Source organism: Tepidimonas sp. (assembly GCF_036824975.1).
In the GTDB taxonomy this organism is placed as follows: domain Bacteria; phylum Pseudomonadota; class Gammaproteobacteria; order Burkholderiales; family Burkholderiaceae_C; genus Tepidimonas.
This window is the reverse complement of sequence record NZ_DAISZC010000097.1, coordinates 1-4,686: the sequence shown is the minus strand read 5'-3', so window position 1 is coordinate 4,686 and position 4,686 is coordinate 1. Positions and strand designations below refer to the sequence as shown.

General features: G+C 66.9%; 5 protein-coding genes. 4 read left to right on the top strand and 1 reads right to left on the bottom strand.

The genetic code is table 11. The features are described 5' to 3' along the window. From hemH to V7Z54_RS09405, 3 genes are all read left to right on the top strand, one after another. A partial coding sequence (gene hemH / locus V7Z54_RS09415) for a ferrochelatase (RefSeq protein ID WP_334136108.1) occupies positions 1–1,034 on the top strand: 1,034 nt, incomplete at its 5' end. A 5-nt stretch (positions 1,035–1,039) separates the two neighbouring features. Continuing rightward, positions 1,040–1,498: an RNA-binding S4 domain-containing protein gene (locus tag V7Z54_RS09410; RefSeq protein WP_334136106.1), complete on the top strand. Its 459-nt coding sequence runs from the start codon at positions 1,040–1,042 to the stop codon at positions 1,496–1,498. A 179-nt stretch (positions 1,499–1,677) separates the two neighbouring features. Further along, positions 1,678–2,265, top strand: a complete 588-nt coding sequence (locus V7Z54_RS09405) for a peroxidase-related enzyme (RefSeq protein ID WP_334136104.1) — start codon at positions 1,678–1,680, stop codon at positions 2,263–2,265. A 93-nt stretch (positions 2,266–2,358) separates the two neighbouring features. On the opposite strand, the gene V7Z54_RS09400 is transcribed toward V7Z54_RS09405, so the two are convergent. Next, positions 2,359–2,784 carry an acyl-CoA thioesterase gene (locus V7Z54_RS09400; protein WP_443082469.1) on the bottom strand — a complete coding sequence of 142 codons (426 nt, stop codon included), beginning with the start codon at positions 2,782–2,784 and terminating at the stop codon, positions 2,359–2,361. Between the two features lie 129 nt (positions 2,785–2,913). Between V7Z54_RS09400 and V7Z54_RS09395 the strand changes: the two genes are divergently transcribed. Beyond that, positions 2,914–4,599 (top strand): electron transfer flavoprotein-ubiquinone oxidoreductase, encoded by a 1,686-nt coding sequence (locus V7Z54_RS09395; protein WP_334136098.1) that lies wholly within the window; start codon positions 2,914–2,916, stop codon positions 4,597–4,599. Positions 4,600–4,686 lie beyond the last annotated feature (87 nt).

Sequence of the window (4,686 nt, the reverse complement as noted above, 5' to 3'; positions counted from 1 at the left end):
TGTGGGTCAATCTGGGCACGCCAGACGCCCCCACGACGGGGGCCCTGCGGCGCTACCTGGCCGAATTTCTGAGCGACCCGCGCGTGATCGAGATTCCGCATCCCATCTGGTGGTTGATCTTGCACGGCATCATTCTGAATGTGCGACCGGCCAAATCGGCCGCCAAGTACGCCACCATCTGGACGCCCGAGGGATCGCCGCTGAAGGTGTGGACCGAGCGCCAGGCCCTATATCTGCAGGGTATGCTGGGCGAGCGCGGCCACCGTGTCATCGTGCGCTGGGCCATGCGCTATGGCCAGCCCTCCATCGCGCGCGAGCTCGATGCGCTCAAAGCCGCCGGCTGCACGCGCATCCTCATCCTGCCCGCCTACCCCCAGTATTGCGCCGCCACCACCGCCAGCGTGTTCGACAAGGTGTATGCATGGGCCGGCGGCCTGCGCTGGGTGCCCGAACTGCGCTTCGTCAACCACTACCACGACGACGCCGGCTATATCGACGCGCTAGCCAGCCGCGTGCGCGCGCATTGGGCCCAGCACGGCCAGCCCGAGCGGCTGGTGATGAGTTTTCACGGTATGCCCGAGCGCACGCTGCACCGTGGCGACCCCTACCATTGCGAATGCCACAAGACGGGCCGCCTGCTGGCCGAGGCGCTCGGCCTGTCACGCGAGCAGTATGCGGTCACCTTCCAGTCGCGCTTTGGCAAGGCGACGTGGCTGCAACCCTACACCGAACCCACGCTGGTCCGGCTAGCCCAGCAAGGGGCAAAGCGCGTCGATGTCATCTGCCCCGGCTTCACCAGCGATTGCATCGAAACGCTGGAAGAAATCAACCAAGAGGCGCGTGCGGCCTTTCTGAGAGCCGGCGGGCGCGAGTTTTACTACATCCCCTGCCTCAACGACGACGCCGGCTGGCTGCGCGCGCTGGCCGACATCGCCGAGCGGCACCTGGCGGGATGGCCCACCCGGCAGGCGCCGGACGACGCGGCCGCGCAGGCAACACGCCAGCGCGCGCTGGCGCTGGGCGCGCGGCAGTAAGCATCATGAGCGCGAAGCGCAACGACGCGGCCTCCGACCGCATCCGCCTCGACAAATGGCTGTGGGCGGCGCGCTTCTACAAGACCCGGGCCCTGGCGGCCGAGGCCATCGACCGCGGCTGGGTGCACGTCAACGGCACGCCGGCCAAGGCCAGCCGCGAGCCGCGCGTCGGCGACACGCTGCGGCTGCGCACTGGCGACGTCTGGCGCACCGTGGTCGTGCGCGCTCTCAGTCGCGTGCGCGGGCCCGCCGCTCAGGCGGCCCAGCTGTACGAGGAAACGGCGGAGTCGATCGCGGCGCGCGAGCGCCTGGCCGAGCTGCGGCGGCTCGCCCCTGAACCGGCAGCCACGCTCACCCAGGGGCGTCCTACCAAGCGGGATCGCCGCCGGCTGCAAGCCTGGCACGGCAACGCCGTGGAGCGCCATGACTGGAATGCGCGCTGGAGTGCGTCATTGGACAATTGATGCCCTGCGAGGGGGTATCGTCGGGCATTGACCGCCGCCCTACGCCACACCGGCGACGCCGTCAAACGTCCGGCTGCGCTACGATTGCAGCTGTCGGGTGTCCCGCCGGCACCCGCCCCGTCCGACGCCAACAGGAATGGCGGTGACACTCAACCGTGCGGCATACCTGGGCTGCCATCATGACCAACCGTTATCCCCTGCCCGACCTCAACACCCTGCCCGACGACATCCGCGCCCGCATCGTGGAGGTGCAGGAAAAGGCGGGCTTTGTACCCAACGTTTTCCTGATGCTGGCGCGCCGGCCGGCCGAGTGGCGGGCGTTCTTTGCCTACCACGACGCGCTGATGATGCCCGAAACGGTGGGGCGTACGTCCAACTTGACCAAGGGCGAGCGCGAGATGATCGTGGTGGCCACCAGCGCCGCCAATCAGTGCCTGTATTGCGTGGTGGCGCACGGCGCCATCCTGCGTGTATATGAAAAGCAGCCGCTGATCGCCGACCAAGTCGCCGTCAACTACCGCAAGGCCGACATCACGCCGCGGCAGCGCGCCATCCTAGACTTTGCGATGAAGGTGTGCCAGCGCTCGCACGAGATCGAGGACGCCGACTTCGCCGCGCTGCATGCGCACGGGCTCGACGACGAGGATATCTGGGACATCGCCGCCATCACGGCCTTCTTCGGGCTGTCCAACCGCATGGCCTCATTCAGCGGCATGGTACCCAACCCCGAGTTCTATCTGATCGGCCGCATACCGAAGACGCGCTAAGCAACGTGCGCGCCGGAGCCGGCACGCCGCCAGTCGTGCCGCTTCCCTGTCGTGTGGCCGGTCGGCTTACCGCGTGCGGGCCCACACCCGCCATCACGCCTGCGCCAGCCGCTGGCGCAGCGCCGCTGGCAACGGCAACGAGCGCTGCGCCGGAAAGTCCACCCACACCACGGTCGCCCCGCCGTTGGCGTAGACCGTCTGCGGATCGTCGGTGCGGCTCATCTCGTGAAACATGTCGAACGAGCGCTGCCCCAGCGCCCCCACGTAGCTGCGCACGATCACATCGCCCGGGTACTCCAGCTGGCGCAGAAAGTTGCAAAACGCGTTGACGATCACCGGCCCCTGCCCCTGCGGGTTGGCCGGCATCCGCCACTCGCCCATCCATTGCAGGCGTGCCGTCTCCATGTAGCGGAAGTAGACGGTGTTGTTGACATGCCCCATGGCGTCCATGTCACCCCAGCGAATGGGGATCGTCATGGTGTGCACAAGGTGGCGGTCGGCGGGCAGTTGCAGTCGCATGGGGTCGTCCTTCGTGTCCGTGTCCTGACAGACATTGTGCGCCCGCGGCCTCTACAATCGAGCGCGAGGCTGACACCCATCTGACAGTGACGGCCGCTGTTTGCCGTCCCATCCGGAGAAAACATCCCCATGCAGACCCCCGCGCATCTGATCGAACAGTACGGCCCGCGCGAGGCCATGGAGTACGACGTCGTCATCGTCGGCGGTGGCCCGGCGGGGCTGGCTACCGCCATCCGCCTCAAGCAGCTGGCCGCGCAGCGCGACGCCGACGTCAGCGTCTGCGTGCTGGAGAAGGGTTCCGAGCCCGGAGCGCACATCCTGTCAGGCGCGGTGATGGACCCCCGCGCGCTGACCGAGCTGTTTCCCGACTGGAAGGAGCGCGGTGCGCCGCTGAACCAGCCCGTTACCGCGGACGAAGTGCTCTTTCTGCAGCTCGACCGCGCGCTGAGTACCCCGCAGTGGTTGCTGCCCGAGTGCTTCCACAACGAGGGCAACTACGTCATCAGCCTGGGCGCGGTGACCAAATGGCTGGCCGAGCAGGCCGAGGCGCTGGGAGTGGAAATCTTCCCCGGCTTTGCGGCCGCCGAAGTGCTCTACACCGACGACGGCGCCGTCAGGGGCGTGGCCACCGGCCACATGGGCCTGGGCAAAGACGGCCAACCCACCGACGCCTTCCAGCTTGGCATGGAGCTGCACGCCAAGTACACGGTGTTCGCCGAAGGCGCGCGCGGCCACCTGGGCAAGCAGCTCATCGCTCGCTTTCGGCTGGACGAGGGCAAAGATCCGCAAACCTACGGCATCGGTATCAAGGAGCTGTGGGAGATCCCCCTGGAAAAGGCCCACCCCGGCCTGGTGGTGCACACCGCTGGCTGGCCGCTGGATGAGCACACCTACGGTGGCGGCTTCCTGTACCACCTAGAAGGCAACAAGGTCACGCTGGGCTTTGTGGTGGGGCTGGACTACCAGAACCCGTGGCTGAGTCCGTTCGAGGAAATGCAGCGCTGGAAAACGCATCCGGCCATCCGCAAGCACATCGAGGGCGGCAAGCGCATCGGCTATGGCGCACGCGCCATCACCGCCGGCGGGCTGCTGAGTCTGCCCAAGACGGTGTTCCCGGGCGGCGCGCTGGTGGGCTGCGACGCGGGTTACCTGAACGCGGCGCGCATCAAGGGCAGCCACGCCGCGATCAAAACGGGTATGCTGTGCGCCGAAGCCGCGTTTGAAGCGCTGCAGGCCGGCCGCCAGCACGACGAACTGTCCGCCTACCCCGCCGCATTCGAGCAGAGCTGGCTGTACCAAGAACTGCACCGGGCGCGCAACTTCAAGTCGTGGTTCAAGAAAGGCAACACCATCGGCGCGCTGATGACTGGTATCGAACACTGGCTGCTGCCCAAGATCGGCATCCAAAGCCCGCCGTGGACCGTGCGCCGCCACACCCCCGACCACGCGCGGCTGCACGCCGCAAGCCAAGTCGAACCAATCCGATACCCCAAGCCGGATGGCGTGCTGACCTTCGACCGCTTAAGCAGCGTCTTCCTGTCCAACACCAACCACGAGGAAAACCAGCCCGCCCACCTGACGCTCAAGGACGCGTCGGTGCCGGTGGCGGTCAACTTGGCGCTGTATAGCGGGCCGGAGGGGCGCTACTGCCCGGCTGGCGTGTACGAGTTCGTCGAGAAAGCCGACGGCCCGCAACTCGTGATCAACGCACAAAACTGCGTGCACTGCAAGACCTGTGACATCAAGGATCCGACGCAGAACATCGTCTGGGTGACACCCGAGGGCGGAGGCGGTCCGAACTACGCCGGGATGTGAGTGAGCCTTGCGGCCCACTTTTGACATGTCCCGACGCAAGGCGCCAGCCCCATGGTGTGCATGCTCGGCCATCAAAGGAGAGCCCTA